The sequence below is a fragment of the Micromonospora sp. NPDC005806 genome, from assembly GCF_042871425.1.
In the GTDB taxonomy this organism is placed as follows: Bacteria; Actinomycetota; Actinomycetes; order Mycobacteriales; family Micromonosporaceae; genus Micromonospora.
In genome coordinates this window covers 34,599-60,434 of the sequence record NZ_JBIAIL010000006.1, presented here as the reverse complement: position 1 = coordinate 60,434, position 25,836 = coordinate 34,599, and the positions used below count along the sequence as shown (strand labels likewise).

General features: G+C 71.9%; 25 protein-coding genes and 1 tRNA gene. 16 read left to right on the top strand and 10 right to left on the bottom strand.

The window, feature by feature from the left end; genetic code table 11:
- The first annotated feature begins 207 nt into the window (after positions 1-207).
- The 4 genes from pyk (at position 208) to ACFYOS_RS09265 (ending at position 4,183) form a co-directional block, all read left to right on the top strand.
- Positions 208-1,656 (top strand): pyruvate kinase, encoded by a 1,449-nt coding sequence (gene pyk, locus ACFYOS_RS09280; protein ID WP_387137495.1) that lies wholly within the window; start codon positions 208-210, stop codon positions 1,654-1,656.
- A complete protein-coding gene (locus ACFYOS_RS09275; RefSeq protein ID WP_387137493.1) occupies positions 1,653-2,537 on the top strand; it encodes an acyl-CoA thioesterase in 885 nt (294 codons plus the stop codon). The genes pyk and ACFYOS_RS09275 overlap by 4 nt, the downstream gene beginning before the upstream one ends.
- Positions 2,538-2,618: 81 nt before the next feature.
- Positions 2,619-3,089, top strand: coding sequence for an RrF2 family transcriptional regulator (locus ACFYOS_RS09270; protein WP_387137490.1), 471 nt, complete (start codon positions 2,619-2,621; stop codon positions 3,087-3,089).
- Between the two features lie 140 nt (positions 3,090-3,229).
- Entirely contained in the window at positions 3,230-4,183 is a 954-nt protein-coding gene (locus ACFYOS_RS09265) for a sulfite exporter TauE/SafE family protein (protein ID WP_387137487.1), read from the top strand.
- A 5-nt stretch (positions 4,184-4,188) separates the two neighbouring features.
- On the opposite strand, the gene ACFYOS_RS09260 is transcribed toward ACFYOS_RS09265, so the two are convergent.
- The 3 genes from ACFYOS_RS09260 to ACFYOS_RS09250 all read right to left on the bottom strand — a co-directional run bounded on the left by ACFYOS_RS09260 (position 4,189) and on the right by ACFYOS_RS09250 (position 6,521).
- A complete protein-coding gene (locus ACFYOS_RS09260) occupies positions 4,189-4,590 on the bottom strand; it encodes a hypothetical protein (RefSeq protein WP_387137484.1) in 402 nt (133 codons plus the stop codon).
- Positions 4,591-4,984: 394 nt separating this feature from the next.
- Positions 4,985-5,995, bottom strand: coding sequence for an LLM class flavin-dependent oxidoreductase (locus tag ACFYOS_RS09255; protein ID WP_387137481.1), 1,011 nt, complete (start codon positions 5,993-5,995; stop codon positions 4,985-4,987).
- A gap of 46 nt (positions 5,996-6,041) precedes the next feature.
- The gene (locus ACFYOS_RS09250) at positions 6,042-6,521 is read right to left on the bottom strand and encodes an Lrp/AsnC family transcriptional regulator (RefSeq protein WP_387137478.1); all 480 of its coding nucleotides are present in this window, start codon (positions 6,519-6,521) and stop codon (positions 6,042-6,044) included.
- Between the two features lie 83 nt (positions 6,522-6,604).
- Between ACFYOS_RS09250 and ACFYOS_RS09245 the strand changes: the two genes are divergently transcribed.
- A complete protein-coding gene (locus tag ACFYOS_RS09245) occupies positions 6,605-7,783 on the top strand; it encodes a trans-sulfuration enzyme family protein (protein ID WP_387137475.1) in 1,179 nt (392 codons plus the stop codon).
- A gap of 3 nt (positions 7,784-7,786) precedes the next feature.
- Here the strand turns inward: ACFYOS_RS09245 and ACFYOS_RS09240 are convergent, their stop codons facing one another.
- Together ACFYOS_RS09240 and ACFYOS_RS09235 are read right to left on the bottom strand one after the other, a co-directional pair.
- Entirely contained in the window at positions 7,787-8,437 is a 651-nt protein-coding gene (locus ACFYOS_RS09240) for an NAD-dependent epimerase/dehydratase family protein (protein ID WP_387137472.1), read from the bottom strand.
- Positions 8,434-9,087 (bottom strand): TetR family transcriptional regulator, encoded by a 654-nt coding sequence (locus ACFYOS_RS09235; protein ID WP_387137469.1) that lies wholly within the window; start codon positions 9,085-9,087, stop codon positions 8,434-8,436. The genes ACFYOS_RS09240 and ACFYOS_RS09235 overlap by 4 nt, the downstream gene beginning before the upstream one ends.
- Before the next feature lie 106 nt (positions 9,088-9,193).
- Between ACFYOS_RS09235 and ACFYOS_RS09230 the strand changes: the two genes are divergently transcribed.
- Positions 9,194-10,144 carry an SDR family oxidoreductase gene (locus ACFYOS_RS09230; protein ID WP_387137466.1) on the top strand — a complete coding sequence of 317 codons (951 nt, stop codon included), beginning with the start codon at positions 9,194-9,196 and terminating at the stop codon, positions 10,142-10,144.
- A 145-nt stretch (positions 10,145-10,289) separates the two neighbouring features.
- Here ACFYOS_RS09230 and ACFYOS_RS09225 read toward each other — a convergent pair whose 3' ends face one another.
- Positions 10,290-10,895 carry a transcriptional regulator gene (locus ACFYOS_RS09225; RefSeq protein ID WP_387137463.1) on the bottom strand — a complete coding sequence of 202 codons (606 nt, stop codon included), beginning with the start codon at positions 10,893-10,895 and terminating at the stop codon, positions 10,290-10,292.
- Positions 10,896-10,993: 98 nt separating this feature from the next.
- Positions 10,994-11,076: transfer RNA gene (locus ACFYOS_RS09220), tRNA-Leu, on the bottom strand.
- 81 nt (positions 11,077-11,157) lie between these two features.
- Between ACFYOS_RS09220 and ACFYOS_RS09215 the strand changes: the two genes are divergently transcribed.
- The 8 genes from ACFYOS_RS09215 (at position 11,158) to polA (ending at position 21,082) form a co-directional block, all read left to right on the top strand.
- Positions 11,158-11,778, top strand: coding sequence for an ANTAR domain-containing response regulator (locus tag ACFYOS_RS09215; protein WP_387137460.1), 621 nt, complete (start codon positions 11,158-11,160; stop codon positions 11,776-11,778).
- A 127-nt stretch (positions 11,779-11,905) separates the two neighbouring features.
- Positions 11,906-13,051 carry a hypothetical protein gene (locus ACFYOS_RS09210; RefSeq protein ID WP_387137457.1) on the top strand — a complete coding sequence of 382 codons (1,146 nt, stop codon included), beginning with the start codon at positions 11,906-11,908 and terminating at the stop codon, positions 13,049-13,051.
- 256 nt (positions 13,052-13,307) lie between these two features.
- Positions 13,308-14,468 (top strand): branched-chain amino acid ABC transporter substrate-binding protein, encoded by a 1,161-nt coding sequence (locus tag ACFYOS_RS09205; protein WP_387137454.1) that lies wholly within the window; start codon positions 13,308-13,310, stop codon positions 14,466-14,468.
- Between the two features lie 95 nt (positions 14,469-14,563).
- A complete protein-coding gene (locus tag ACFYOS_RS09200; RefSeq protein WP_387137451.1) occupies positions 14,564-15,514 on the top strand; it encodes a branched-chain amino acid ABC transporter permease in 951 nt (316 codons plus the stop codon).
- Positions 15,511-16,665 carry a branched-chain amino acid ABC transporter permease gene (locus ACFYOS_RS09195; RefSeq protein WP_387137448.1) on the top strand — a complete coding sequence of 385 codons (1,155 nt, stop codon included), beginning with the start codon at positions 15,511-15,513 and terminating at the stop codon, positions 16,663-16,665. The genes ACFYOS_RS09200 and ACFYOS_RS09195 overlap by 4 nt, the downstream gene beginning before the upstream one ends.
- Positions 16,658-17,578, top strand: coding sequence for an ABC transporter ATP-binding protein (locus tag ACFYOS_RS09190; protein WP_387137445.1), 921 nt, complete (start codon positions 16,658-16,660; stop codon positions 17,576-17,578). The genes ACFYOS_RS09195 and ACFYOS_RS09190 overlap by 8 nt, the downstream gene beginning before the upstream one ends.
- Positions 17,568-18,278 (top strand): ABC transporter ATP-binding protein, encoded by a 711-nt coding sequence (locus tag ACFYOS_RS09185; protein WP_387137443.1) that lies wholly within the window; start codon positions 17,568-17,570, stop codon positions 18,276-18,278. The genes ACFYOS_RS09190 and ACFYOS_RS09185 overlap by 11 nt, the downstream gene beginning before the upstream one ends.
- Before the next feature lie 104 nt (positions 18,279-18,382).
- On the top strand, positions 18,383-21,082 hold the full coding sequence (gene polA, locus ACFYOS_RS09180; RefSeq protein WP_387137440.1) for a DNA polymerase I: 2,700 nt from the start codon (positions 18,383-18,385) through the stop codon (positions 21,080-21,082).
- A 50-nt stretch (positions 21,083-21,132) separates the two neighbouring features.
- Here the strand turns inward: polA and ACFYOS_RS09175 are convergent, their stop codons facing one another.
- The 3 genes from ACFYOS_RS09175 to ACFYOS_RS09165 are packed head-to-tail and all read right to left on the bottom strand — an operon-like array spanning position 21,133 to position 22,618.
- On the bottom strand, positions 21,133-21,564 hold the full coding sequence (locus tag ACFYOS_RS09175) for a DUF3140 domain-containing protein (RefSeq protein ID WP_387137437.1): 432 nt from the start codon (positions 21,562-21,564) through the stop codon (positions 21,133-21,135).
- Positions 21,551-21,772, bottom strand: a complete 222-nt coding sequence (locus ACFYOS_RS09170) for a DUF2945 domain-containing protein (protein WP_387137434.1) — start codon at positions 21,770-21,772, stop codon at positions 21,551-21,553. Before ACFYOS_RS09170 ends, ACFYOS_RS09175 begins: the two co-directional genes overlap by 14 nt.
- A gap of 39 nt (positions 21,773-21,811) precedes the next feature.
- Positions 21,812-22,618, bottom strand: coding sequence for a class I SAM-dependent methyltransferase (locus tag ACFYOS_RS09165; RefSeq protein ID WP_387137431.1), 807 nt, complete (start codon positions 22,616-22,618; stop codon positions 21,812-21,814).
- A gap of 368 nt (positions 22,619-22,986) precedes the next feature.
- Between ACFYOS_RS09165 and rpsA the strand changes: the two genes are divergently transcribed.
- Both rpsA and coaE read left to right on the top strand, forming a co-directional pair.
- Positions 22,987-24,465 (top strand): 30S ribosomal protein S1, encoded by a 1,479-nt coding sequence (gene rpsA / locus ACFYOS_RS09160; protein WP_387137428.1) that lies wholly within the window; start codon positions 22,987-22,989, stop codon positions 24,463-24,465.
- Between the two features lie 187 nt (positions 24,466-24,652).
- Positions 24,653-25,831, top strand: a complete 1,179-nt coding sequence (gene coaE, locus ACFYOS_RS09155) for a dephospho-CoA kinase (RefSeq protein ID WP_387137909.1) — start codon at positions 24,653-24,655, stop codon at positions 25,829-25,831.
- Positions 25,832-25,836 lie beyond the last annotated feature (5 nt).

Sequence of the window (25,836 nt, the reverse complement as noted above, 5' to 3'; positions counted from 1 at the left end):
CCGACCCGGGGTGGCCGGGAGCGCGCCGGTGGGGGACTGCGGGCGGGCGGTACGATTTCCGCCGCGCGGTCGCCGATGCCCGCGGCACACGACGTTCCGGTGCGGTTTCTCACCGCCCGCTGCGCGGAAATCGCGCGTCGTTGGACAACTGTTCCGCAGTCCGAAAGGGGTCGGCTGGCAGGTCGACCCGGAGGAGAGACTAGCCTGATGGGCGTGAACCGCCGCGCGAAGATCGTCTGCACTCTCGGCCCCGCCACCTCATCCCCCGAGCGCATCCGGGGTCTGGTCGAAGCGGGCATGAACGTGGCGAGGCTCAACTTCAGCCACGGCAGTCACGCCGACCACGAGGCGGTGTACCAGCTGGTCCGCGAGGCCTCCGACGCCGCCGGCCGGCCGGTCGCGGTGCTCGCCGACCTCCAGGGTCCGAAGATCCGCCTCGGCCGGTTCGCCGACGGTCCGCACGAGTGGCGGACCGGCGACTCGGCGATCATCACCGCCGACGACATCCTCGGCACCAAGGAACGGGTCTCCTGCACCTACCGCAAGCTGCCGCAGGAGGTGAAGCCCGGCGACCGGCTGCTGATCGACGACGGCCGGGTGGCCGTCGAGGTCAGCGACGTCACCGGCAACGACATCCGCGTCCTGGTCACCGAGGGCGGCCCGGTCTCCAACAACAAGGGCGTGTCGCTGCCGAACGTCGCGGTCAGCGTCCCGGCCCTCTCCGAGAAGGACGCCGCGGACCTGCGCTTCGCCCTCGGGCTGGGCGTCGACCTGATCGCCCTCTCCTTCGTCCGCTCGGCCGACGACATCAAACTCGTCCACGGGATCATGGCCGAGGAGGGCGTGTTCCGCCCGGTGCTGGCCAAGGTCGAGAAGCCCGAGGCGGTCGATCACCTGGAGGCGATCGTGCTCGCCTTCGACGGCGTCATGGTCGCCCGCGGCGACCTCGGCGTCGAGCTTCCGCTGGACCAGGTGCCGCTGGTGCAGAAGCGCGCCGTGCAGCTCTGCCGGGAGAACGCCAAGCCGGTCATCGTGGCCACCCAGATGCTCGACTCCATGATCGAGAACTCCCGGCCCACCCGCGCCGAGGCCTCCGACGTGGCCAACGCGGTGCTCGACGGCGCCGACGCGGTGATGCTCTCCGGTGAGACCAGCGTCGGCAAGTACCCGGTGCTGACGGTGAGCACCATGGCGAAGATCATCCAGACCACCGAGGCCGGCTCGATCGCCGTCCCGCGGCTGCAGCACGACCCACGTACGCACGGCGGCGCCCTCACCGTCGGCGCGTCCTCGATCGCCCGGGCCATCGGCGCCAAGGCGCTGGTCGCCTTCTCGCAGACCGGCGACACCGTCAAGCGGCTCGCCCGGCTGCACTGCGACCTGCCGCTGCTGGCCTTCACCCCGGTACCCGAGGTGCGCAACCAGCTCGCCCTCTCCTGGGGCGTCGAGACGTTCCTGATGCCGTTCGTCGAGCACACCGACGACATGTTCCGCCAGGTCGACCAGGCGCTGCTCGGCCTCAACCGGGCCAACCCCGGCGACTACGTGGTGATCGTGGCGGGCAGTCCGCCCGGCACCCCCGGCTCCACCAACACCCTCCGGGTGCACCAGCTCGGTTCGCTGGTCGACGCCGCCTCGGCGCGGGCCCTGCAGTGAGCGGGCGTCCGGCGGCGACCGGCCAGGCGGCGGTGGACCAGCTCCTGGAGGTGCTGGACCTCGACCACACCGGCGAGATGACCTTCCGGGGGATCAGCCCCCCGGTCGGTCCGCAGCGGGTGTACGGCGGCCAGGTCGCCGGGCAGGCCCTGGTCGCCGCCGGGCGCACCGTCGAGCCGGAGCGCTTCGTGCACTCCCTGCACGGCTACTTCGTCCGGCCCGGCGACCCGGCCGAGCCGATCGAGTACCAGGTGGAGAACATCCGGGACGGCCGCTCCTTCTCGGTGCGCCGCTCGGTCGCGCTCCAGCACGACCAGCCGATCTTCTTCATGTCGGCGTCCTTCCAGCGGCAGGAGGAGGGGCTCGACCACCACGCGCCGGCGCCCCTCGACGTGCCCGGGCCGGACGAGGTCCCGACCATGACCGACCGGCTCTCCCGCTACCCGGAGCGGCTCGGCATCTGGGGCCAGATCCCGCGGCCGATAGACGTCCGCTACGTCGGTGAGCCCGGCTGGGTACGCCCCGGCGACCGGCCCGCCGAGCCGCACCAGCGGGTCTGGATGCGCATCGACGGCAAGCTTCCCGACGACCCGCTGCTGCACGCCTGCGCCCTGACGTACGCCTCCGACCTCACCCTGCTCGACTCGGTGCTGTCGGTGCACGGCGAGGTATGGGGTCCCGGCGGGGTGGTCGGCGCGAGCCTGGACCACGCGCTCTGGTTCCACCGCTCGTTCCGCGCCGACGAGTGGTTCCTCTACGACTGCTGGAGCCCGTCCGCCTCCGGCGCCCGCGGGCTGGCCACCGGCCGGATGTTCACCACCGACGGCCGGCACATCGCCAGCGCCGTGCAGGAGGGGCTGCTGCGCCGGGTGGGTGCCTGAGCGGCCGGCGCACCGGCGCCTTGGCCGATCGGTCGAGGGCCGGAGCGCCCGCCGGGCGACCCGCCGACTAACCTGTCCGGCATGCGTCTCTCCGCCCGGGTCGACTATGCCCTTCGCGCGGCCGCCGAGCTGGCCTCGGTGGCCGACGCCGCAGCGGCCGGACGGACCCGGCCGGTCACCGCCGAGCAGATCGCCCGGGCCCAGGAGATCCCGCCGAAGTTCCTGGAGAGCATCCTGCTCCAGCTGCGCCGGGGTGGGATCGTGCAGGCCCAGCGTGGTCCCGAGGGCGGCTACTGGCTGGCCCGGCCGGCGTCGGAGATCTCCCTCGCCGAGGTGATCCGGGTGATCGACGGTCCGCTGGCCCACATTCGTGGCCAGCGTCCCGAGCAGCTCGGCTACCTGGGGGCCGCCCGCGCCCTGCAGGACGTGTGGATCGCCCTGCGCGCCAGCGAGCGGGAGATCCTGGAGCTGGTCACCCTCGCCGACGTGGCCGGTGCGACCCTGCCCGACCGGGTCACCGAGCTCGCCGCCGACCCGAGCGCCTGGAGCTGACCGCCCGACCGCGCCGCCGCCCGTCCGGCGGTGGCTGACTCGCGTCCGTCCCACGTATCGGATACGGGGCTTGACCGGAGTCCATCCGTGCCGCATTGTCGACCAAGTCGATAGGAGATGCCGAAAAGTCAGGGGACCCCGTGCGGAAGCTGCTGATCCTCGCCCTGGTCGGGCTCGCCGCGCAGTTGGTCGACGGCGCGCTCGGCATGGCGTACGGGCTGACCTCCTCGACGCTGCTGCTCGTCGCCGGGGTGGCCCCGGCCGCCGCGTCCGCCTCCGTGCACCTGGCGGAGATCGGCACCACCCTCGCCGCGGGCGTGTCGCACTGGCGGTTCGGCAACGTCGACTGGCCGGTGGTTTCCCGGATCGCGCTGCCCGGCGCCGTCGGCGCGTTCGCCGGCGCCACCGTTCTCAGCTCCATCTCGACCGAGGCCGCCGCGCCGTGGATGGCCGCCATCCTGTTCAGCCTCGGTGCTTACCTGTTGGTCCGCTTCTCCCGGCCGCTGCGCGCGAACCGGGCGGCCGGCCGCCTGCGGGGCCGCTTCCTCGCCCCGCTCGGGCTGGTCGCCGGCTTCGTCGACGCCACCGGCGGCGGGGGCTGGGGCCCGGTCGCCACCCCGGCGCTGCTGGTCTCCGGCCGGATGGCGCCGCGCAAGGTGATCGGTTCGGTCGACACCGCCGAGATCGTGGTGGCCGGTGCCGCCAGCGTCGGGTTCCTGATCGGCCTCGGCGCCGAGGGCTTCCTGCTGCCCACCGTGGTGGCGCTGCTGCTCGGTGGCCTGGTCGCCGCGCCGCTCGCCGCCTGGCTGGTCCGGATCGTCCCCGCCCAGCTGCTCGGCGCCGCCGTCGGCGGGGTGATCGTGCTGACCAACTCCCGGACCCTGCTGCGCGCCGGCGAGCTGGGCGGGCCGGTGCCGTCCCTGGTCTACGCGGCGCTCGGCGCCGGCTGGCTGGTCGCGCTGGCGCTGGCCGTGCGGGCGCTGCGGCGTGCCCGCCGGGCCCGCGCCATCGCCTCGGCCGCTCTTCCCGCCGCCCCGACGCCTGAGAGCGTCGCGTCGGGGGAGCGGGGCCTGGCCGCCGTTGTCGAGGGGTGATCCGGTCAGCCGGCGCGGTTCACGCCCCGCCTGGCGTTACGGACCCCCTGACGTTCCGCCGGTACGCGGTGGCCGTCCGAGTCCAGCATCCGATTGGCGGCCGCCAACCCGGTGAGCGCGACGCCGTAGGCGGTGACCTCACGCTGGAAGTGCTCCACCTTGGCGTACCAGAACTTCAGTTCCGGGTTCATCGCCTTGGCGTTGATGTAGTTGACGATGTCGACGTCGGGTGTGATGCCCTGTCGCGCGTAGCAGCGGTCGAACCGGGCCTTGGTCCGCTCGTACTTGTCGGTCATGGCGGTCAGGCCGGCCTCGGCCTCCAGCAGCCGATTGCGCAGGTACAGCACGTACGCGCGCGGCACCGGCGGTACGGCGGGCGCCGGACGGGGTCCGGAGAACACGGACATCGCGCTCACCCCGCCCGACGTACGGCGCGCTGGGCGGCTGAGCCGCCGACCAGTTCGCCGGTGGCCGCCCGGCGACGATCAGCTCCATCTCGGAACAGCATGACCGGACCCCTTCCCTCGGTTGACGAGCGGTCCGTACGCAGTGATGTCCTTCTACCCTGCTGGGCCGGGTGCCATGCACCGGCTCGGGACAACGGTTGCCCGGCGTCGGGCCGCTGCCTGGCCCAAAAAGCAGGCACCGGGTCGCCAGCCGCGGAATCCGCTCAGCCGGCGACCCGGTGCTCCACACCGCGGCATTCCCGACCCGTCCCGACCGGGAATGCCGTACCACCACCGAGGACAAAGCTAGGCGCACTGCGCGACGGTGGGGTGACGTGGCTATGAAGAGCGTGTTTCAGCCTTTCCGGCGCAGGCCACCGGCCACTTTCTCGGCGATCAGCTCGAACGAGCGGACCCGGTCGGCCACGTCGTACACCATCGTGGTCAGCATCAGCTCGTCCGCGCCGGTGCGCTCCAGCAGCGCGCCGAGCTGTCGGGCCACCGTCTCCGGCGAGCCGGTCGCCTGCCCCTCCCGGCGCTGCGTCACGAACTCCCGCTCCAGCTCCGAGTACGGATAGGCCGCCGCCTCTTCCGGCGTGACCAGCGGCTCCGGCCGTCCCGAGCGCAGCTTCAGGAAGGACAACCCGGCCGGGCCGGCCAGCCACTCCGCCCGCTCGTCGGTTTCCGCGCAGACCGCGTTGACCGCAACCATCGCATACGGTTCGTCCAGCCACTGCGACGGCCGGAAGCTCTGCCGGTAGAGCTGGAGCGCGGGCAGGGTGTTCTGCGCGCTGAAGTGGTGCGCGAACGAGAACGGCAGCCCGAGCAGCCCGGCGAGCTGGGCGCTGAATCCGCTCGACCCGAGCAGCCAGACCGCCGGCGACTGCCCCTTGCCCGGGGTGGCGGTGATCGGGCCCGGCTCGGCGCCGCTGAAGTAGTTCATCAGGTCGGCCAGCTCGCGGGGGAAGTGCTCCGCCGACAGCCCCTCCATGCTCCGGCGCAGCGCCAGCGCGGTCACCTGGTCGGTGCCCGGCGCCCGGCCGATGCCCAGGTCGATCCGGCCCGGGTGCAGCGCCTCCAGCGTGCCGAACTGCTCCGCCACCACCAGCGGCGCGTGGTTGGGCAGCATCACCCCGCCCGAGCCCAGCCGGATTGTCGAGGTGTTGGCCGCGAGATGGGCGAGCAGCACCGCCGGCGCGGAACTCGCGATCGCGGGCATGTTGTGGTGCTCCGCCACCCAGAACCGGCGGTAGCCCAGCTCCTCGGTGCGGCGAGCCAGCTCGGTGGTGTGTCGCAGCGCCTCACCGGCACTGCCCTCGGCGGCGACCGGGGCAAGATCAAGAACAGACAACGGTACGTCGATCACGCGACTGGCCAACCCGCCCCGCGCCGGATTTGTTCCACCGCGTGCCCTAGCCCATACCGCGTGCCTGCTCGAAGATCAGGCTCGTCTGGGTGTGCTGCACCGCCGGATCCACCGCCAGATGGTCCAGCACGAAGTCCCGCAGCGCGTCCCCGGACGCTGCCCGCAGGTGCAGCACGTAGTCCTCCGCACCGGCCACGTGGAACACCGACACCACCCCCGGCAGCCGCACCGAGCGGGCCCGGAACGCGTCCACCGCCGCCCGCTCGTGCGCCGCCAGCCGCACCGACACCAGCGCCTGCAACGGCAACCCGACCGCCGCCGGGTCCACCTCCGCGTGGAACCCGCGGATCGCCCCGCACTCGCGCAGCGCCCGGGTACGCGTCAGACACGTCGACGGCGCCACCCCCACCCGCTCGGCCAGGGCGTTGTTCGGCAGCCGGCCGTCGGCCGCCAGTTCGGTCAGGATCGCGCGGTCGACGTCGTCCAGGGCCGCGAACGGCCGTACATCATTCGGTGCGAGGGGCATGCCAGCATCATTCATCGAACTTCCCGCCGCCGGAAGAGCCCGTTGCAGAATCTTGTTCGTCGCTATTGCCTGACACCGACCTGATGTTCGACGCTTCCGCCATGACAGCTGTGGACACCAGAGCAGTGCACGCCGGGCGCGACGACCTCGCCGGTCTGGGCGTCCACGTACCGCCGATCGACCTCTCCACCACCAACCCGCTCCCGTCCGTCACCGACGGCGGCGACGCGTACGAGACCCTCGCCACCGGCGGCACCCTCCCGGCCGGCGCCAGCGCCGTCTACCAGCGGCTCTGGAACCCCACCGTGGCCCGCTTCGAAACCGCCCTCGCCGAACTCGAAGGCACCCCCGAAGCCGTCGCCTTCGCCAGCGGCATGGCCGCCCTCACCGCGACCCTGCTCGCCGCCACCCGCGACGGGAAGCGCCACGTCGTCGCCGTCCGCCCCCTCTACGGCGGCACCGACCACGTGCTCGCCACCGGCCTGCTCGGCACCGAGGTCAGCTGGGCAGAACCCGACCAGATCGCCGCCGCGATCCGCCCCGACACCGCCCTCGTCGTGGTCGAGACCCCGGCCAACCCCACCCTCGATCTCGTCGACATCGCCGCCCTCGCCACCGCCGCCGGTGACGTCCCGCTGCTCGTCGACAACACCGTCGCCACCCCGGTGCTCCAGCAGCCCGCCCGACACGGCGCCGCCCTCGTGCTGCACAGCGCCACCAAGAGCATCGGCGGCCACGGCGACGTCCTCGCCGGCGTCGTCGCCTGCGACCCCGCCTGGGCCACCCGGCTGCGCCAGGTCCGCGCCGTCACCGGCGCGATCCTGCACCCGCTCGGCGCGTACCTGCTGCACCGCGGCCTGCAGACCCTGCCCCTGCGGGTCCGCGCCCAGCAGGCCGGCGCCGAGAAGCTCGCCGCCTGGCTCGCCGGCCACCCGGCCGTCGAGCGGGTCCACCACCCGTCGCTGCACGACCCCGCCGGGCTCGTCGGCCGCCAGATGTCCGGCACCGGCAGCCTGCTCGCCTTCGAGGTACGCGGCGGCGCCCCCGCCGCGGCCGCCGTCGCCGGGGCCTGCCGGCTGATCACCCACGCCGTGTCCCTCGGCGGGGTCGACACCCTGATCCAGCACCCGGCCTCACTCACCCACCGGCCGGTGGAGGGCGACGCCAAGCCGGGCGCGGCGCTGCTGCGGCTCTCCGTCGGACTGGAGGACCCGGAGGATCTCCGGGCGGATCTGGAGCAGGCGTTCGCCCGGATCGCCTGACTGTCAGCTCAGATCGCGGCCGGCCAGAACCCGGCGCGGCGAGCCCTCCCGGGCCACCCGCAGCATTGCCCGGCCCAGCCGGTCGGTGGTGGTCACCTGGTTCGGGAACAGCCGCCGCAGCAGCGGGAAGAGCGGGCGCGTGACCGCATAACCCAGCCGGTACCAGCGCGTCTTCGACACCACCCCGTGCGTCGGCTGGATGAAACCGGGCCGGGCCGCGTAGCCGTGGGGCAGCAGCTCGAGCACCGCGTTCTCGGCGCGTCCCTTGACCCGCGCCCACATCACCCGGCCCTCGCCGGTGGAGTCGGTGCCGACTCCGGAGACGTACACGAACGTCGCGGCCGGGCTGACCTCGGCGAGCAGCCGGGCCGTGGCCACCGGGAAGTCGTAGCTGATCCGGGTGTAGGCGGCCTCGTCCAGCCCCAGCGAGGAGACCCCGAGGCAGTAGAAGCACGCGTCGACGCGAGCCAGCTCGTCGCGGAGTGCGCTCAGGTCGGTGAAGTCCTCGTGCCGGATCTCCCGCAGCTTCGGGTGCCGCCGACCCGTCGGCGTCCGGCCGACCACCAGCACGCTGTCGACGTCGTCGGCGAGCAGGCACTCGCGGAGCACACCCTGCCCGACCATGCCGGTCGCGCCGAAGACGACCACCCTCACCGGTCCGCCCCCGTCCCGCCGGCCGATTCCTGCGACCCGGCCGCCTCGCCGCGTCCGGTCGGGTGGTCGTCGCCGGCCGGCCGGCGGTCCCCGTCGTGCGCGACGAGCCGGGCCACCGCGTCGGTCACCGTGTGCCGCCGCCGCGCGAGTGCCTCCGGGCCGTCGACCGGCGCCAGCTCGGCCGAACCGAGCAGCGAGAGGCCGACCACCAGCAGCAGCAGTTCGTCCGCCGAGTAGCGGCCGGGTAGCTGGCCGGCCCGCTGGGCAGCCGCGATCGCCGCCGCCTTGTCCGCGTTCGACGCGGCGACCGCCGGCGGCAGCGCCGCCATCCCGCCGCGCTCCAGCGAGTGCCACAGCAGCAGGCGCAGCGCCTGCGGGTGGGTCTGGTTGCGGTCGAAGAGCCGGCCGGCGTACCCGGGCAGGTCGTCCGCGTCGATCGGCACCTCCGCGACGGTGCTCACCACCAGCGCGTCGAAGACCGCGTCGAAGAGCTGGTCCTTGTTGCCGAAGTAGGCGTAGATCAACGCCTTGTTCGCGCCCGCCGCCGAAGCGATCCGGTCCACTCTTGCGCCGGCGATACCCCGCTGGGCGAACTCGGCGGCGGCGGCGGCCAGCAGCCGGCGCCGGGTGTCATCCGCGTCTCGTGCCATACCGGTCAGGGTAGCTGACTAACCGGTTAGTTGCCTCATCTGCCGGAGCCGTGCTTCATTGAACGAAGTAACCAACCAGTCAGTTACATGATCTCGAGGGGGAACCATGACCGGCTTCACCGTCCCCGACCAGTCCGGACAGCTCGCGGTCGTCACCGGGGCGAACAGCGGCATCGGGCTGGAGACCGCTCGCCGTCTCGCCGCAGCCGGTGCCGAGGTGATCCTCGCCGTCCGCAACACCGGCAAGGGCAGCGCCGCCGCCGCCGACCTCCGCGCCGGCACCCCCGGCGTCCGGCTCCGGGTCGAGGAACTGGATCTGTCCCGCCTCGCCTCGGTAGCCGACTTCGCCGGCCGGCTCACCGCGCACGGCAGGCCGGTCGACCTGCTGGTCAACAACGCCGGCGTGATGGCCGTACCCACCCGGCACACCACCGCCGACGGATTCGAACTCCAGTTCGGCACCAACCACCTGGGCCACTTCGCGCTCACCGGCCGGCTGCTCCCGCTGCTGGTCGCCGCCAGGCGGCCCCGCGTCGTCACCCTCAGCAGCGGCACCCACCACTTCGGCCGGATCGACTTCGACGACCTGCAGGGCGAGCGCCGGTACCGCGCCCAGCGCGCGTACGCCCAGTCGAAACTGGCCACGCTGATGTTCGCCGACGAACTCCAGCGGCGCAGCGACCGCCACGGCTGGGGGCTGCTCAGCAACGCCGCACACCCCGGCGCGACCCGGACCAACCTGCAGTCCGCCGGCCCCAGCCTCGGCCGTGGCCGGACCGAGATCCCGTTCTCCACCCGGCTCACCATGCAGATCCCCGGGTTCTGGCAGGACGTCGACCAGGGCGCGCTGCCCACCCTCTACGCCGCCACCAGCCCCGGCGCGATCGGCGGTGAGTACTACGGCCCGGACGGCCCGTTCGGCCTGACCGGCCAGCCCGCCGTGGCCGGCAAGTCCCGCCGAGCCCGCGACGCCTCGGTCGCCGAGCGGCTGTGGCGGGAATCCGAGCGGCTCACCGGCGTGACCTACCCACGCTCGACGGTCGGGGCGGGCCGGTAGGGCCAACTGACGCCGCCGGCTCGCCGCCCCGCCGGCTCACGCCGCGAGCCGGCGGGGCGGGCGGCCGGTCAGGACTTCGGGCCGACGTGGCGGTCGAGGGCGGCGACCGCGTCGCGCCGGGCCACGGAGAGTGAGTTGCGGCGGTTCATCTTCCACACGATGCCGAGCAGGTCGAGGGCCCATTGACAGAGGCCCATGATGTCGGCGGATTCGTTGGTGAACATGTAGCGCGGGTAGACGTACTGCTTGCCCGAACCGTGACCCGGTTGGCGAACCGGCAACCGTCGGAATGGAACAGCCCGCGCAGGAAATGACCCGGATGGGCAGTCAGGATCTCCCGCTGCCAGTCGGCCAGCACGATCGGCCGTTGGTGCTTCTTGCCCGGACCGTGCTGGGGAAAGAGACATGGCCAGTGTCGGGCGGTGCTCTGCACCGCGACGCAACCACGCTTCTGGATGCGCTGGACCTTGTTCGCGAGCACGGCCCGCATTGCCGCGTCGCAGGCCTCGATCAGGTTCGGCCAAGTGTCCGCACAGTAGACACGCAGCACGGGCACCCGGTCGGTCGTGACCAGATGACCGTCGCCCAGATACAGGCCGAGTAGATAGGCGTAGGCCGCCGGATCGGTTGGACTTTTCAGGCCCGGGCGGCAGCGGAAGCAGCGGATGGCGCTCCCGAGCACCGCCCGCTCGGGCCGGTCGACGCACCAGTGCCAGACGGTGGTGTGGGGCAGGGAGAGGGTGCGTGCCACCGACCTGATGTTGTGGCCTCGGGCGCGAAGGGCACGGGCCCGCGCCCGCATTTCGGGAGGATGCACTTCAGCATCATCGAACACCTGTATGACAAGAGTGCCGGGAGCGGGACTCGAACCCGCAAGCCCTTTCGGGCAGAAGTGTTTGAGACTTCCGTGTATTCCGTTCCACCATCCCGGCGAGGTGCGGTAACTGTACCCGACTACGCTCGTGCGAGAGCATGGGTGGTGACCGTGCCGAGATCGATGGTGGGAGTGGCTCGTGGCCAAGACGCAGACGGATACCGAGCGCAGGCGGGTACTGATCGCCGAGGACGAGGCGCTCATCCGGCTGGACCTGGCCGAGATGCTGGTCGAAGAAGGCTACGAGGTGGTCGGCGAGGCCGGTGACGGCGAGACCGCCGTGAAGCTCGCCGAGGAGCTGAAGCCCGACCTGGTCATCCTCGACATCAAGATGCCGATCATGGACGGCCTGGCCGCCGCCGAGCGGATCGCCGGCGCCCGGATCGCTCCGGTGATCATCCTGACCGCGTTCAGCCAGCGTGACCTGGTGGAGCGGGCCCGGGCGGCCGGCGCGATGGCTTACCTGGTCAAGCCGTTCCAGAAGAGCGACCTGGTGCCGGCGGTGGAGATCGCGCTGTCGCGCTACTCGGAGATCGCCGCGCTGGAGGCGGAGGTCGCCGGCCTGACCGACCGGCTGGAGATCCGCAAGACCGTCGAGCGGGCCAAGGGCGCGCTGATGACCACCTACGGGATGACCGAGCCGCAGGCCTTCAAGTGGATCCAGCGCACCGCGATGGACCACCGGATGACCATGAAGGAGGTCGCCGAGCGGATCCTCGCGGAGACCGCCGGCGGCGAGGTGGCGCAGCCCGCCTCCTGACCTCCGCCGGATCGCGCGGCCGGGGTGCCGCGCGGGTCGCCACGCCCAGGCCTGCCGCGCCGGGATCCTGCCGGATACGCGGCGAACGGGTTCCCCCGCGTCGGCGCCGGTCGATACCATCGCCGGCATGCGGCGTCCCCTGGCGGTGTTCGGCGTGCTCGTGGTGCTGCTCGCCGGATGCCGCTCGTCCGGGCGCGCCGAGCCCGCCCCCGAGCCGCTCCGGCCGGCGTGGCGATCGGTCACCCTGCCCGTTCCGCCCGGCCCGCCCGGCCGGTTGGCGCTGCGCGACGCCACGGCCTGCGGCGGTCGCTGGTTCGTGGTGGGCGCGGTGGTCGACCCGACGGGTGGCACCCGCCCGGCCGCCTGGAGCAGTGCCGACGCGGTCACCTGGACGCCGCTGCGCCCCGTGCCGCGCAGCCCGTACGGCGAGGAGAACCTGCTGACCACGGCGGGCTGCCGGGACGGTCGGCTCGCCGCGGTGGGGGGCAAGAGCGGCGGGGTGCACGGCAATCCCCGGATCAGCACCTGGCGGGAGGTGGCCGACGGCGCGCTGGTGGAGGTGCCGGCCGAGTTCGAGGTGTTCGGCGGGTCGGACGCGGTGAACGTGGGGCGGATCGCGGGCGGGCCGCGGGGGTGGCTGATCTCGGGTAACCGGGCCACCGGGGCGGCCGCCTGGCTGTCGCCGGACGCGACTGACTTCCAGTTGGTCAGCGCGGTGCCGGGGTTGGCCGCCGACCCGGCCGGGCGGCCCTGGGCGGCGGACGGCACGGCCACCCCGTCGGGCTGGTTGCTGGTGGGCTCGTTGCTGCCGTCGGGGCGTACCGGATCGGAGCCGGTGGTGTGGACGTCGGCGGACGGCCGGAGCTGGCGGCGCGCGGTGCTCTCCGCCGCGGACGGCGCCGGCGATCTCCAGCGGGTGGCCCGGGTGGGGGAGCGGACGGTGGCCGTGGGTCACCGGGGCGACCGGCTGGGCGCCTGGGTGGACGAGGGTGGGCGGTGGCGTTCCGGCGGCGCGTTCGGCGCGGGGACCGGCGCTGTCTGGGGGCTGGCGGTGGTCTCCGGCGGCGTGCTGGTGCTGGCCGCCGGCGGGGCGACCGGATGGGTCTCGCGGGATGGTGACGCTTGGTCACCGGTCGCCCTGCCCATGGCTATCCCGGCGGGCAGCGATCGGACGGTGGCGATGGCGGGATCGGGGGACGTCGCTCTGCTCGTGGTGGACGACGGCGCGCGGGTCGGGATCTGGTCGGCGCACGGGCCGTGGAGCCCAGGATAATTGTCCGCCGACAAATGCCCGCGAGGCGAGGATGTCCGACTTGTCCTGTGACCTACCGGCGTGTGTTACAGCACATCCATGAAATTGGCCACTCAACGTAACGGTTAGGTCAACCCCTCTTCCTACCTATTCCGGCGTGCCCTGACAGTGGGATAACGTCCCGGCCCAGACCGGGATCGCGGTCGGTCCGGCCAGCCCCGCAAGGTCCAATCCGTGGTGGGTGGTCCGGGCCATCGGACGGAGGAGGGTACGAGCCGTGAGGCAGAAGCTCGCTCGGGTGCTCGGTGGCGTGGCCATCGGTGCGCTCGTTTTCAGTGGCGCGGCCTGCAAGGCCGACAGCGGCAGTGAGGCGGGTGGCGGGAAGGCCGCCTGCGACCTGAAGATCGGCTTCTTCGGCGCGCTGACCGGTGACGCCGCGGGTCTCGGTATCCACATGCGCAACGGCGCGAAGCTGGCCATCGACCAGTACAACAAGGACAACAAGGACTGCCAGGTCAAGCTGGAGGAGTACGACTCCCAGGGCGACCCGGCCAAGGCCGCGCCGCTGGCCCAGCAGGCGGTCGGCGACGCCAAGGTCGTCGCCATGAACGGCCCGGCCTTCTCCGGCGAGTCCGAGGTGGCCGACCCGATCTTCGACGCGGCCAGCCTGCCGACGATCAGCCCGTCGGCGACCCGCCCGAGCCTGAGCACCAAGGGCTGGAAGGTCTTCCACCGGGGCGTCGGTAACGACACCTCCCAGGGACCGGCCGCCGGCCGCTACATCAAGAACGTGCTGAAGGCCGAGAAGGTCTACGTCGTTGACGACCAGTCGGCGTACGGCGCCGGCCTGGCCGACGAGGTCAAGAAGGTCATCGGCACCCCGGCCGGCTACGACAAGATCCAGGTCAAGCAGACCAACTTCTCCGCCGTGGTCACCAAGATCGTCGGCAGCGGCGCGACCGCCCTCTTCTTCGGTGGCTACTACACCGAGGCCGGCCTGCTGCTCAAGCAGCTCAAGGGCGCGGGCTGGAACGGCACCATGGTCGCCGGTGACGGCGTCAACGACGCCAACTTCATCAAGGTCGCCGGCCAGCAGGTCGCCGAGGGCACCATCCTGACCTGCCCGTGCGCCCCGGCCACCAAGGCCAAGGGCAGCTTCGTCACCGACTACAAGACCGCGTTCAACGCCGACCCGGGCACCTACGCCGACGTGTCGTACGACATCACCAAGATCATGCTGGAGGGCATCAAGGCCGGCAAGACGAGCCGGGCCGACCTGAACTCCTTCATCAGCAGCTACAGCGGCACCGGTGCCGCCACCGGCGTGACCTACAAGTTCGAGTCCAACGGTGAGCTGGACCCGGCCCAGGTGCTCGTCTGGGCGTTCAAGGTGAACGCGGGTCAGGTCGTCCCCGACATCGAGATCCCCAAGTCCTGACCGGTCCGTCCGGTCCCGGCATGGGACACCAGGCGTGCGGCCGGGAGTGATTTCCTCCCGGCCGCACCGCTTGGCCGCACAGTTGGAGCCCCCACTTGAACTTCGATGAGCTCTTCGGGAACCTCCCGGCGCTGACCATCACCGGGCTGGAACAGGGCGCGATCTACGCGCTCGTGGCCCTCGGTTACACCCTGGTGTACGGCGTCCTGCGCCTGATCAACTTTGCCCACTCCGAGGTCTTCATGGTCGGTACCTTCACCGCCCTGTGGACCTGGGAGGCCCTCGGGTACAACCAGAACACCGCGGCTCCGGCCTTCGGCCCGCTGATCGTGGCGGTCCTCGCCGGCCTGGCCGTCGCGATGGTCGCCTCGGCGTCCACCGCCGTGGTCGTCGAGCTGGTCGCCTACCGGCCGCTGCGCCGCCGCAACGCCCCGCCGCTGGCCTTCCTGATCACCGCGATCGGCGCGTCCTTCGTGCTCTCCGAGTCGTTCGGAATCGGCACCCACCGGGCACCGTTCGGCATGCCGGACCTGATCCCGCAGAAGACGGTCTTCACCCTGTTCGGCGCGGGGGTCACCAACCTGCAGCTGCTGATCCTCGGTGTCACGCTGATCATGATGGTCGGGCTGGACCAGTTTGTGAACCGCAGCCGGCTCGGTCGCGGCATCCGGGCCGTTGCCCAGGACCCGGACACCGCGGCCCTGATGGGCGTCAACAAGAACCGGGTCATCCTGCTGGTCTTCGTCCTCGGCGGCCTGATGGCCGGCGTGGCCGCCCTGCTGTGGGACGTCCGGTTCGGCTTCACCAAGTTCAACGTCGGCTTCCTGATCGGCCTCAAGGCCTTCTCGGCCGCGGTGCTCGGCGGCATCGGCAACCTGCGCGGCGCGCTGCTCGGCGGCCTGCTGCTCGGGGTGGTGGAGAACTACGCCGCCGGTCTCTTCGGGGGAGACTGGAAGGACTTCACCGGGTTCGTGTTGTTGATCGTGCTGCTGATGTTCCGGCCCACCGGCCTGCTCGGCGAATCTCTCGGGAGGGCGCGCGCATGACCGCCACCTCGGAAAAGGGACGCATGTCGGCGTTCCGCAGCCGCTGGGACGCGATGCCGAAGCAGGTCCGCTGGGTCGGCCTCGCCGCGCTGGTGGTCTTCCTCTACATCCTGCCCAACAAGTGGTTCTACGAGTACCTCGGCTTCCCGATCGGCAGCGAGTACTTCGCCCTCTACACCACCCGTTCGGACTTTGCGGCGGTGCTCTTCGACACCGCGGTGTTCGTCCTGCTGGCGGTGGGCCTCAACGTGGTGGTCGGTTTCGCCGGTCTGCTCGACCTCGGCTACTTCGGCTTCTACGCGGTCGGCGCGTACACGGTGGCGCTGCTGACCTCGCCGGAGAGCCGGTTCGGGACGAACTGGCCGTGGCTGGCCGCGGTGCCGGTGGCGATCGGGGTGGCGATGATCTCCGGCGTCATCCTCGGCGGTCCGACGCTGCGGCTGCGCGGCGACTATCTGGCCATCGTGACCCTCGGCTTCGCCGAGATGATCCGCCTCTACGCGGCCCGGCAGGACGGCCTGCTCCAAGGCCAGCGGGGTATCCCGCAGGTGCCGCATCCGCCGGGCACCGGTTCGGACGGCAAGCCGCTGTTCAGCGTGGTGGACTCGAAGCCCTACTACTGGCTGATCCTGACGGTGATCATCGTGATCATCTTCGCGATGCGGAACCTGGTCAACAGCCGGGTCGGCCGGGCGTGGGTGGCGATCCGCGAGGACGAGGACGCCGCGGAGATCATGGGCGTGCCGACCTTCAAGTACAAGCTGTGGGCGTTCGCCATCGGCGCGGCGGTCGGCGGCCTGACCGGCGCGATCTTCGCCGGCAAGCAGACGTTCATCAACTCGGACAGCTTCCAACTCGAGAGCTCGATCCTGGTGCTCGCCGCGGTCATCCTCGGCGGCGCCGGCAACCTCAAGGGCGCGATCGCCGGTGGCGCGATCACCTGGTACCTGCCGGAGTGGCTGCGCGGCCTGGGCGGCATGATCGGGGTCGAATTCGACGCGGCCGAGTACCGGATCCTGGTCTTCGGCCTGGTGGTCATCGTCATGATGATCTTCCGGCCGCAGGGTCTGGTGCCCAACCGGCGTCGGGCGGCCGAGTTCGCCGACCGACGCAAGGAAGCGGTTCCCCAGGAGACGGTGCCCAATGAGTGAGCCGCAGATGCACAGCGAGCGGGACGAGACCAGCGAGCGGGACATCGCCGACGACGGTCGTGCCACCGTCGGCACCCCGCCGGAGAAGGGCGCGGACACGCCGGTGGAGCCCACCCCCGGTGCGGCCGCCCCGGCCGGGCGGGAGCCGCTGCTGGAGGTCGACCACGTCACCCTCCGCTTCGGTGGTGTGGTCGCCCTCAACGACGTCGCCTTCACCCTGTACAAGGGGGAGATCCTCGGCCTGATCGGCCCGAACGGCGCCGGCAAGACGACCTGCTTCAACGCGATGACCGGCGTCTACCGGCCCACCGAGGGCGAGATCCGGTTCAAGGGGCAGCGGACCAACGGCAAGCGCCGGTCCTGGATCACCAAGGCGGGCATCGCCCGCACGTTCCAGAACATCCGGCTCTTCCCGGAGATGACCGCGCTGGAGAACGTGATGGTGGGCGCGGACGCCCACCACAAGACCAGCGTGATCTCCGCGATGCTGCGGCTGCCGCGGCACTGGCGGGAGGAGCGGCAGGGCCGCGACAAGGGGTACGAGCTGTTGCGCTTCGTCGGCATCGAGCGCCGCGCCGGGGACCTGGCCCGCAACCTCTCGTACGGCGAGCAGCGCCGGCTGGAGATCGCCCGGGCCCTGGCCACCAACCCCACCCTGCTCTGCCTGGACGAGCCGGCTGCCGGCTTCACCCCGGCGGAGAAGGAGGAACTGCTCGGGCTGATCCGCAAGATCCGGGACAACGGGACTACCGTGCTGCTCATCGAGCACGACATGCGGCTGGTCATGGGGGTGACCGACCGGATCGTGGTGCTGGAGTTCGGCAAGAAGATCGCCGAGGGCCTGCCGGCCGAGGTCCGCGAGGACCCGAAGGTGATCGCCGCGTACCTGGGGGTGCCCACCGATGCTGCTTGAGATCAAGGACCTGACCCTGCTGTACGGGCGGATCCAGGCGCTGCACGGGATCAGCCTGCACGTCAACGAGGGCGAGGTGGTGGCGCTGATCGGCGCGAACGGCGCCGGCAAGACCACCACCATGCGGGCGATCTCCGGGCTGCGCCCGGCGGCGTCCGGCTCGATCGTCTTCGACGGCACGGACGTCACCCGGATGCGGGCCGACCTGCGGGTGGTCCGGGGCATCGGGCAGGCGCCCGAGGGCCGGGGCGTCTTCCCCGGGATGACCGTCCAGGAGAACCTGGAGATGGGGGCGTACACCCGCCGGGACCGGTCGGGCGTCGCCGAGGACATGAAGATGGTCCTGGACCTCTTCCCCCGGCTCGCCGAGCGGCGCAAGCAGGCCGGCGGCACGCTCTCCGGCGGTGAGCAGCAGATGCTGGCGGTGGGCCGGGCGCTGATGGCCCGCCCGCGGCTGCTGCTGCTCGACGAGCCCTCGATGGGTCTCGCGCCGATGCTGATCCAGCAGATCTTCGAGATCATCACCCGGATCAACGAGCAGGGCACCACCATCCTGCTGGTGGAGCAGAACGCCCAGCAGGCGCTCTCCCGCGCCCACCGGGGCTACGTGCTGGAGACCGGCCGGATCGTCAAGGAGGGCACCGGCCGGGACCTGCTGCACGACCCGGCGGTCAAGGAGGCGTACCTCGGCGTGGCCTGAGTCGTACCGTCGGCGGCCGGTCGTCCCTCGTTGGGGCGGCCGGCCGCCGGCTTTGCGGTGCCGCCATCCCCGGGTTGTCGGGCGTACGGACTAGAGTCGCTGCCGTGACAGCTACGACGCCGCGCCTGCTCCTCGTCGACGGACACTCCCTGGCATACCGGGCGTTCTTCGCCCTGCCGGTGGAGAACTTCTCCACCTCCACGGGGCAGCCGACCAACGCCGTCTACGGCTTCACCTCGATGCTGATCAACGTGCTCCGCGACGAGCAGCCCACCCACATCGTGGTCGCCTTCGACGTCTCCCGGCGGTCCTTCCGCACCGAGAAGTACGCCGAGTACAAGGCGGGCCGCAGCGAGACGCCGACCGACTTCAAGGGCCAGGTCAGCCTGGTCAAGGAGGTCCTCGCGGCGCTGCGCGTCCCGGTGGTGGAGAAGGAGGGCTACGAGGCCGACGACGTCATCGCCACCCTCGCCTGCCAGGCCCGTGACCAGGGCATGGAGGTGCTGATCACCAGCGGTGACCGGGACGCGTTCCAGCTCGTCGGCGACAAGGTCACCGTGCTGTACCCCCGCAAGGGCGTCTCCGACCTGGCCCGGATGGACCCGGCCGCGGTCGAGGCGAAGTACGGCGTCGGCCCGGAGCGCTACCGCGACCTGGCCGCCCTGGTCGGCGAGACCAGCGACAACCTTCCCGGCATCCCCGGCGTCGGCCCGAAGACCGCGGCCAAGTGGATCAACTTGTACGGCGGGGTGGACGGCGTCATCGCCCGCGCCGACGAGATCAAGGGCAAGGCCGGCGACAGCCTGCGCGAGCGGCTCGCCGACGTGATCCGCAACTACGAGATCAACTGCCTGGTCTCCGACCTGGAGCTGCCGCTGCGCCCCGAGGACACCCGCTGGCAGGGCTGGGACCGGGAGGCCGTGCACCAGGTCTTCGACACCCTCCAGTTCCGCATCCTGCGCGACCGGCTCTACCAGTACCTCGAGGCGGTCGAGCCGGAGGCGGAGGCCGGCTTCGAGCTGGCCGGGCAGGTGCTCACCGAGCCCGGCGCCCTCGGCGGCTGGCTGGCGACGCACGCCCCGGCCGGCACCCCGGTCGGCGTGGCGGTCAAGCTCGACACCGGCCCCAACCGGCGGCACACCGCCTCGGTGACCGGGATGGCGCTGGCCACCGCCGCCGGCGCGGCCGCCTGGTTCGACCCGACGGGGCTGGCGGCCGCCGACGAGGCGGGCCTGGCCGGCTGGCTGGCCGACGGCGCCCGCCCCAAGGTGCTGCACGACAGCAAGCCGGCGGTGCTGGCCTTCGCCGCGCACGGCTGGGACCTGCAGGGCATCTCCCGCGACACCCAGATCGCCGCCTACCTGGCCCGCCCCGATCAGCGTTCCTACGACCTGACCGACCTGGCGCTGCGCTACCTGCACCGGGAGCTGCGGGTCGACGCCCCGGAGAGCGGCCAGCTCACCCTCGACGGGCTGGGCAACGACGGCGAGGCCGAGCAGAACCTGATGCTCCAGGCCCGGGCCACCCTCGACCTGGCCGACGCGATCGACGCCGAGCTGTCCCGCGACGGCGAGCAGTCCGCCCGGCTGATGGCCGGCGTCGAGCTGCCGCTGATGCGGGTGCTCGCCACCATGGAGCGCACCGGCATCGCCGCCGACACCGAATACCTCTCCGAGCTGGAGGCGCACTTCGCCGCCGAGGTGAAGGCCGCCGCCCAGGGCGCCTACGCGGCGGTCGGGCGGGAGTTCAACCTCGGTTCGCCCAAGCAGCTCCAGGAGATCCTCTTCGGTGAGCTGGGCCTGCCCAAGACCAAGAAGATCAAGACCGGCTACACCACCGACGCCGACGCCCTGCAGTGGCTCTACGCCCAGCAGCCGCACCCGGTGCTGGCGCACCTGCTGCGCCACCGGGACGTCGCCAAGCTCAAGTCGACCGTCGACGGGCTGCTCAAGTCGGTCTCCGACGACGGCCGGATCCACACCACGTTCAACCAGACGGTGGCGGCCACCGGGCGGCTCTCCTCGACCGAGCCCAACCTGCAGAACATCCCGATCCGCACCGAGGAGGGGCGGCGGATCCGCCGCGCCTTCGTGGTCGGCGGGGGCTACGAGCGCCTGCTCACCGCCGACTACAGCCAGATCGAGATGCGGATCATGGCGCACCTGTCGTCGGACGACGCGCTGATCGAGGCGTTCAACTCCGGTCGCGACTTCCACGCCGCCACCGCCTCCTCGGTCTTCGGCGTGCCCGTCGAGCAGGTCACCGCCGACCAGCGGCGCAAGATCAAGGCGATGAACTACGGCCTGGCTTACGGGCTGAGCGCGTTCGGCCTGTCCCAGCAGCTCGGGATCAGCACCGAGGAGGCGCGCGGGCTGATGGAGGACTACTTCGCCGGCTTCGGCGGGGTTCGCGACTACCTGCAGGAAGTGGTGGCCCGGGCCCGGCAGGACGGCTACACCTCCACCATCCTGGGTCGCCGCCGCTACCTGCCCGACCTGGTCAGCGACAACCGGCAGCGCCGGGAAATCGCCGAGCGGATGGCGCTCAACGCCCCGATCCAGGGCTCGGCGGCCGACATCATCAAGGTCGCCATGCTGCACGTCGACACCGCCTTGCGCGACGCCGGGCTGCGCTCCCGGATGCTCCTCCAGGTGCACGACGAGCTGGTCTTCGAGGTCGCCCCCGGCGAGCGGGAGACCCTGGAGGCCCTGGTCCGCAAGGAGATGGGGGAGGCCTACCCGCTGTCGGTGCCGCTCGAGGTCTCCGTGGGCGAGGGCCGCGACTGGAACAGCGCCGACCACTGACCGCCCGCCCCGGCGGGGACGGGGCGGACGTCGGCCCGTCGTGGCCCGGCTCAGCGTCCCGGTCCCCGGCGTTCCTTCGGCGGGGCGCCGTGCCGCTGCAGGGCCTTCCGGGACGGGCCGCCGGGCGGCGGAAGCGGGGCCTTGACGGGGTCGTGGCCCCAGTTCATGAGGGAGTATCGCCACCGGGTCGCCCGGACGTCCCCGCTCGGTCGCTGCGCCATGTGCCGCCGGACGTACCCGACGACCTTGCGCATGTGCTGGTAGTCGGCGGCGGAGAGGTCCCCGCGCTTGCGGCGCAGCAGCTCGATGATCTTCCGGCCGGACTCGTGACCGACCGACTCGGCGCCCTGGCTGCCCTTCCTCCGCCAGCCGACGTGCTTCGACTCGTCGGTCGCCAGCCACGTCCGGAGTTCACCGGGCCTCATGTTCACGGCATCGGTGAACTCCTGATAGGTATCCCGGCCACCCTCACTTCGGCTCACGGCGCAGCGCCTCCGGTCGGTGGGCGACGTCCCGACCCGAGTGGTCGTTGCGGATCCGGTACTGCGGGTCCTCGGGTGAGGCGTTCACGGCGTGCCCGCGTACGTGCGTCCGGTCGATCAGCTTCTCCTTGACCACGCCGCGCCCCCGGCCGCTGTGGCTGGCCCAGGAGACGTGGTCGCCGTTGCGGAATTCCTCCTTCTCAGCCATGTGGTCCGGGTACCCCGGGGCGGCGCACGGAAACGACGGCTACCCGGCGGCCGGCTTCTCCGCGACGAAGATGGCGGTGCCGGGGAAGAGCCGGCCGCGCAGCGGGCTCCACTGCCCCCAGATCCCCTCGTGCCCCGCCGGCCACTCCGGCTCCACCAGGTCCAGCAGGCGGAACCCGGCGCCGACCAGCTCCCGGATCCGGTCGCCGAGGGTGCGGTGCTGCTCGACGTACGTGGCCACCCCGTGCTCGTCCTGCTCGATGTAGGGGGAGCGGTCGAAGTACGAGTGCACGGCGGTCAGCCCGCCCTCGCCCGGGTCGTCCAGGAAGATCCAGCGCATCGGGTGGGTGACCGAGAAGACCCAGCGGCCGCCGGGGCGCAGCACCCGGGCCACCTCCCGCATCACCGCCGCCGAGTCGTCCACGAACGGGATCGCGCCGAACGCGGTGCAGACGGTGTCGAACGCCCCGTCGGCGAAGGGTAGGGCGAGGGCGTCGGCCTGCACCAGCGGCACGCGTACGCCGGTGCGCGCGGCGGCCTGCGCGGCGTGCCGCAGCATGCCGGCGGACAGGTCCAGGGCGACCGGCCGGGCACCCTGGGCGGCCAGCCAGCGGGCGGCGGCGGCCGCGCCGCAGCCGAGTTCGAGGATCCGGCGGCCGGCGACGTCGCCGAGCAGCCGGGCGTCGGTCTCGCGCAGGCCCTCCGGACACCAGACGAAGTCCACGTCGCCCAGGAACGAGCCGTGTTCGGCCTGGTAGTCGTCGGCGTCGCCGTCCCACCAGCCGCGGTTGGCCCGGCGGATCTCGGCGGCGCCCACCCGGCGCCGGGTCACCCTGTCGTCGTCCACCCGCTCACGCTAGGCCCCCGTCCGGGTGAACCGGCGGCGGCCCACCCCGGACCCGCTGGGACGGCTGTGACGCATGTGACGGACGAGACAGCTGTGGCCCCTTACCGCGCGAAATCTCCGCTTTCGCAGTTGACGAGGTCGCGGGGACCTGGGAGGGCTTGCACGCTGTGGTAATGCAGCGGGTAGGCTAGACGATGCGCTCGCGGATCGTGTGCCTCGGCAGGGAGCAGGTGTGCGGTCACCGGAGCCACTAATGATCTTCTCACGGCGATCGTTCGGTGTGCCCGGCGACGGATCCGCTGGCGCGGAAGAGTCACCGCGACGCCACGCCTGCTGTGACAACCCATCCGACCGGAGCAACCGCCCACATGACGAGCAGCATCGAGGCCACCTCGAGCGCCAACAAGGTCACCGTCGACGACCTCGGCTCTGAGGAAGCTTTCCTCGCCGCGATCGACGAGACCATCAAGTACTTCAACGACGGCGACATTGTCGAAGGCACCGTCGTCAAGGTCGATCGGGACGAGGTCCTGCTCGACATCGGCTACAAGACCGAGGGCGTGATCCCCTCTCGGGAGCTGTCGATCAAGCACGACGTGGACCCGGCCGAGGTGGTTTCGGTCGGTGACCACATCGAGGCCCTCGTCCTCCAGAAGGAGGACAAGGAGGGTCGGCTGATCCTCTCCAAGAAGCGGGCTCAGTACGAGCGGGCCTGGGGCACGATCGAGAAGATCAAGGACGAGGACGGCGTCGTCCGCGGCTCGGTCATCGAGGTCGTCAAGGGTGGTCTGATCCTCGACATCGGCCTGCGCGGCTTCCTGCCCGCCTCGCTCGTGGAGATGCGGCGGGTGCGCGACCTGCAGCCGTACGTCGGCCGCGAGCTCGAGGCCAAGATCATCGAGCTGGACAAGAACCGCAACAACGTGGTTCTGTCCCGCCGGGCCTGGCTGGAGCAGACGCAGTCCGAGGTGCGCACCGAGTTCCTCAACAAGCTGCAGAAGGGCCAGGTCCGCAAGGGCGTCGTCTCCTCGATCGTCAACTTCGGCGCGTTCGTCGACCTGGGCGGCGTGGACGGCCTGGTGCACGTCTCCGAGCTCTCCTGGAAGCACATCGACCACCCGTCCGAGGTCGTCGAGGTCGGCCAGGAGGTCGAGGTCGAGGTCCTGGACGTCGACCTGGACCGCGAGCGGGTCTCGCTGTCGCTGAAGGCGACCCAGGAGGACCCGTGGCGTCAGTTCGCCCGCACCCACGCGATCCAGCAGATCGTGCCGGGTAAGGTCACCAAGCTCGTGCCGTTCGGCGCCTTCGTCCGGGTGGACGACGGCATCGAGGGCCTGGTCCACATCTCCGAGCTGGCCGAGCGCCACGTGGAGATCCCGGAGCAGGTCGTCCAGGTCGGCTCCGAGGTCATGGTCAAGGTCATCGACATCGACCTGGAGCGTCGCCGGATCTCGCTGTCGCTCAAGCAGGCCAACGAGGGCTTCGTCGAGGGCGAGGAGCACTTCGACCCGACCCTCTACGGCATGGCCGCGACCTACGACGAGCAGGGCAACTACATCTACCCGGAGGGCTTCGACCCGGAGACGGGCGAGTGGCTCGAGGGCTACGACAAGCAGCGCGAGACGTGGGAGCAGCAGTACGCCGAGGCGCGTCAGCGTTGGGAGGCGCACACCAAGCAGGTGCAGTCCTCCCGGGCCGCCGACGCCGAGGCCGCTGCCAACCCGGCTCCGGCCGTGTCCGGCACCACGACCACGGCCCCGAGCCGTCAGGCCGAGGAGCCGGCCGGCACCCTGGCCACCGACGAGGCGCTCGCCGCTCTGCGGGAGAAGCTCGCCGGCGGCAAGTGACACCTGTGACAACTCCAGCTCGGCGCGTCTGACGCCGCGCACCTGGAGCCGTCGCTGACGACGACGGGCCCCGTCCCCGCGATCCGGTTCCTCCGGGCCGCGGGGGCGGGGCCCGCGCCGTTTCCAGGTCCCGTCGTACCGGCCGGGTGAATTTGGCTCCGCCGGGGTGATCGGGTTGACTGGTCCGGTGCTGAAGGTGGGGCTGACCGGCGGTATCGGGTCCGGCAAGAGCGCGGTGACGAACCGGCTCGCCGCGCTCGGCGCGGTGATCGTCGACGCGGACCGGATCGCCCGCGAGGTGGTCGCCCCGGGCAGCGAGGGGCTGGCCGAGATCGTCGCCGCCTTCTCCGAGCGGGTCCTCGACCCGCGGGGCGCGCTGGACCGGGCCGCCCTCGGCGCGCTGGTCTTCGGCGATGAGGCCGCCCGCCGCCGGCTCGAGGCGATCACCCATCCCCGGGTCCGGGCCCGCACCGCCGAGCTGGTCGCCGCCGCACCCCCCGATGCCGTCGTGGTGAACGACGTGCCGCTGCTGGTGGAGGTGGGGCTCGCGCCGACGTACCACCTGGTGGTCGTGGTGCAGACGGCGGTGACGACCCGGCTGGAGCGGCTGGCGCGCGACCGGGGCATGGACCGCGCGGAGGCCGAGCGGCGGATCGCCGCGCAGGCCGACGACGCCCGCCGGCAGGCGGCGGCCGACGTGCTGCTCACCAACGACGGCACCCAGGACGAGCTGCACGCCGCGGTGGACGGGCTGTGGCGCGACCGCCTGGTGCCCTACGAGCGCAACGTCCGCGAGCGTCGCGCGGTCCGGCCGGAGCGGGTGGTGCTCAGCGAGCCGGACCCGACCTGGCCCCAGCAGTACGCCCGGCTGGCCGCCCGGATCCGCCACGCGGCCGGGACGGATTTCCGCGTCGACCACATCGGCTCCACCGCGGTGCCCGGGCTGGCCGCCAAGGACGTCGTCGACATCCAGCTCACCGTGCCGTCGCTGGAGGAGGCGGACGGGCCGCTCGCCGAGCGGCTCGCCGACGCCGGATTCCCCCGGCTGCCCGGCGAGTGGTGGGACAACCCGCGCCCGGCCGGCAGCGCCCGCTGGCCGAAGCGGCTGCACGGCAACGCCGACCCGGGCCGCCCGGCTTACCTGCACCTGCGTGTCGCCGGTTCCCCCGGCTGGCGGTACGCGCTGATGATGCGCGACCACCTGCGCGCCGACCCGGCCCAGCGGGCCGCGTACCTGGAGGTGAAGCGGGAGCTGGCGGCCACCGCCCCGGACAGCGCCACCTACGGGACGCTGAAGGACCCCTGGTTCGACGAGGAGCACCTGCGCGCCGAGGAGTGGGCCGCCCGGACCGGCTGGCGTCCGTGAGCCCC

Excerpts from the sequence above, each read along its gene's own strand:
- pyk (WP_387137495.1), top strand. The coding sequence starts at position 208 with ATGGGCGTGAACCGCCGCGCGAAGATCGTCTGCACTCTCGGCCCCGCC.
- ACFYOS_RS09270 (WP_387137490.1), top strand. The coding sequence starts at position 2,619 with ATGCGTCTCTCCGCCCGGGTCGACTATGCCCTTCGCGCGGCCGCCGAG.
- ACFYOS_RS09260 (WP_387137484.1), bottom strand. The coding sequence starts at position 4,590 with ATGTCCGTGTTCTCCGGACCCCGTCCGGCGCCCGCCGTACCGCCGGTG.
- ACFYOS_RS09250 (WP_387137478.1), bottom strand. The coding sequence starts at position 6,521 with ATGCCCCTCGCACCGAATGATGTACGGCCGTTCGCGGCCCTGGACGAC.
- ACFYOS_RS09245 (WP_387137475.1), top strand. The coding sequence starts at position 6,605 with ATGTTCGACGCTTCCGCCATGACAGCTGTGGACACCAGAGCAGTGCAC.
- ACFYOS_RS09235 (WP_387137469.1), bottom strand. The coding sequence starts at position 9,087 with ATGGCACGAGACGCGGATGACACCCGGCGCCGGCTGCTGGCCGCCGCC.
- ACFYOS_RS09230 (WP_387137466.1), top strand. The coding sequence starts at position 9,194 with ATGACCGGCTTCACCGTCCCCGACCAGTCCGGACAGCTCGCGGTCGTC.
- ACFYOS_RS09210 (WP_387137457.1), top strand. The coding sequence starts at position 11,906 with ATGCGGCGTCCCCTGGCGGTGTTCGGCGTGCTCGTGGTGCTGCTCGCC.
- ACFYOS_RS09195 (WP_387137448.1), top strand. The coding sequence starts at position 15,511 with ATGACCGCCACCTCGGAAAAGGGACGCATGTCGGCGTTCCGCAGCCGC.
- ACFYOS_RS09190 (WP_387137445.1), top strand. The coding sequence starts at position 16,658 with ATGAGTGAGCCGCAGATGCACAGCGAGCGGGACGAGACCAGCGAGCGG.
- ACFYOS_RS09185 (WP_387137443.1), top strand. The coding sequence starts at position 17,568 with ATGCTGCTTGAGATCAAGGACCTGACCCTGCTGTACGGGCGGATCCAG.
- ACFYOS_RS09170 (WP_387137434.1), bottom strand. The coding sequence starts at position 21,772 with ATGGCTGAGAAGGAGGAATTCCGCAACGGCGACCACGTCTCCTGGGCC.
- rpsA (WP_387137428.1), top strand. The coding sequence starts at position 22,987 with ATGACGAGCAGCATCGAGGCCACCTCGAGCGCCAACAAGGTCACCGTC.